The 2,536-nt window shown below is 77.1% G+C and carries 2 protein-coding genes; both read left to right on the forward strand.

From position 1 onward, the window contains the following. Positions 1-78 precede the first annotated feature (78 nt). Entirely contained in the window at positions 79-1,038 is a 960-nt protein-coding gene (cofD, locus tag A2U95_RS22330; protein ID WP_166026053.1) for a 2-phospho-L-lactate transferase, read from the forward strand. Further along, positions 1,035-2,363, forward strand: a complete 1,329-nt coding sequence (locus A2U95_RS22335; protein ID WP_166026055.1) for a coenzyme F420-0:L-glutamate ligase — start codon at positions 1,035-1,037, stop codon at positions 2,361-2,363. The genes cofD and A2U95_RS22335 overlap by 4 nt, the downstream gene beginning before the upstream one ends. Positions 2,364-2,536: the final 173 nt, after the last annotated feature.

Genomic DNA, 2,536 nt, shown 5'->3' on the forward strand with positions numbered 1-2,536 from the left:
CCGGCGCCGCGGCCCCGGCCGCCGCGGCGCCCGCCGGTCGCCTGCCGCCCGTCCGGACGGGCCTGCGAGACTGGGCCCATGCGCATTGTGGTTCTGGCAGGCGGCATCGGCGGTGCCCGGTTCCTGCGCGGTCTGAAGGCGGCCGTGCCGGACGCGACCGTCACCGTGATCGGCAACACCGGGGACGACATCCACCTCTTCGGGCTGAAGGTCTGCCCGGACCTCGACACGGTGATGTACACCCTGGGCGGCGGCATCAACGAGGAACAGGGCTGGGGAAGGGCCGACGAGACCTTCCACGTCAAGGAGGAGCTCAACGCCTACGGGGTGGGCCCCGACTGGTTCGGGCTCGGCGACCGCGACTTCGCCACGCACATCGTCCGCACCCAGATGCTGGAGGCGGGCTACCCGCTGAGCGCGGTCACCGAGGCGCTGTGCGACCGGTGGAAGCCGGGCGTGCGGCTGGTCCCGATGTCCGACGACCGGGTGGAGACCCACGTCGCGGTGACGCTGGACGGCGAGCGCCGGGCGGTCCACTTCCAGGAGTACTGGGTGCGGCTGCGCGCCTCGGTCCCGGCCGAGGCGATCGTGCCGGTCGGCGCGGAGCAGGCCAAGCCGGCGCCCGGGGTGCTGGAGGCGATCGCCGAGGCCGACGTGATCCTCTTCCCGCCGTCCAACCCGGTGGTCTCGGTCGGCACCATCCTGGCCGTGCCCGGCATCCGCGAGGCGATCGCCGAGGCCGGGGTGCCGGTGGTGGGGCTCTCCCCCATCGTCGGAGACGCGCCGGTGCGCGGGATGGCCGACAAGGTGCTGGCGGCGGTCGGCGTCGAGTCCACGGCCGCGGCGGTCGCCGAGCACTACGGCTCGGGGCTGCTGGACGGCTGGCTGGTCGACACGGTCGACGCGGGCGTGGTCGAGCGGGTCGAGGCGGCGGGCATCCGCTGCCGGGCCGTGCCGCTGATGATGACCGACCTGGACGCCACCGCGGCCATGGCGCGCGAGGCGCTGGCCCTCGCCGAGGAGGTGCGGGAGGCGTGAGCGGCGAGGAGCGCGCCGGGCGGCCCGGGTTCCGGGTGTGGGCGGTCGAGGGGCTGCCCGAGGTGCGGGAGGGCGACGACCTCGCCAAGCTGATCGCCGCCGCCGAGCCGGACCTGGCCGACGGGGACGTGGTGCTGGTCACCTCGAAGATCGTCTCCAAGGCGGAGGGCCGGATCATGGCGGCCGCCGACCGGGAGGCCGCCATCGACGCCGAGACGGTCCGGGTGGTGGCCCGGCGCGGCACGCTGCGCATCGTGGAGAACCGGCAGGGGCTGGTGATGGCGGCGGCCGGGGTCGACGCCTCCAACACCCCCGCCGGGACGGTGCTGCTGCTGCCCGAGGACCCCGACGCGTCCGCCCGGGCGGTCCGGGAGGGGCTGCGGTCGGCGCTGGGCGTGGACGTCGGCGTGGTCGTCACCGACACCTTCGGGCGGCCCTGGCGCAACGGGCTCACCGACGTCGGCATCGGCGCGGCCAGCGTGCGGGTCCTGGACGACCTGCGGGGCGGCACGGACGCGCACGGCAACCCGCTGTCCGCGACGGTCGTGGCGCTCGCCGACGAACTGGCGGCTGCGGGCGACCTGGTCAAGGGCAAGGCGTCGGGGCGGCCGGTGGCCGTGGTGCGGGGGCTCTCCCACCTCGTGGGCGACGGGGACGACGCCGCCGCCGCGGGCGCGCGGGCGCTGGTGCGCTCCGCGCGGGACGACATGTTCCGGCTGGGGACCTCCGAGGCCGTGCGGGAGGCCGTCGCCCAGCGGCGCACCGTGCGGGCCTTCACCGACGAGCCGGTCGACCCGGGCGCGGTCCGGCGGGCCGTCGCCGCGGCGGTGACCGCGCCGGCGCCGCACCACACGACGCCGTGGCGGTTCGTGCTGCTGGAGAGCGAGGAGTCGCGGATCCGGCTGCTGGACGCGATGCGGGACGCCTGGATCGCCGACCTGCGGCGCGACGGCAGGAGCGAGGAGTCGATCGCCAGGCGGGTGCGGCGCGGGGACGTGCTGCGCAACGCGCCGTACCTGGTGGTGCCGTGCCTGGTCATGGACGGCTCGCACACGTACGGGGACGCCCGGCGGGACGGGGCGGAGCGGGAGATGTTCGTCGTCGCCATGGGCGCGGGCGTGCAGAACTTCCTGGTCGCGCTGGCCGGGGAGCGGCTGGGGTCCGCGTGGGTGTCGTCGACGATGTTCTGCCGGGACGTGGTGCGGGAGGTGCTGGCGCTGCCGGAGGGGTGGGACCCGATGGGGGCGGTGGCGGTCGGCCACCCGGCCGGGGAGCCCCGGCCCCGGGCGGAGCGGGACGCGGAGGCCTTCCTCACGGTGCGGTAGGCCGCGTCCGCGGGGCGCCACCGGCGGTGCCCGCCGCCGTGCGGGAGGCCGCGGGGCCGCGGGCGGCGGCCCGGAGCCCGTCCGGCGGATCCTTCCGCTCCGGCCGCCGGGACCGTCCCGCGCACCGCCCGGACGGGCCCGGGGCGTGCCTCCGCGAGCCGGGGGGAGGCGGC

This window comes from Streptomyces chilikensis (assembly GCF_001642695.1).
Lineage (GTDB): Bacteria > Actinomycetota > Actinomycetes > Streptomycetales > Streptomycetaceae > Streptomyces > Streptomyces chilikensis.

Coding starts and splice junctions, on each gene's coding strand:
- cofD (WP_166026053.1), top strand. CDS start 79: ATGCGCATTGTGGTTCTGGCAGGCGGCATCGGCGGTGCCCGGTTCCTG.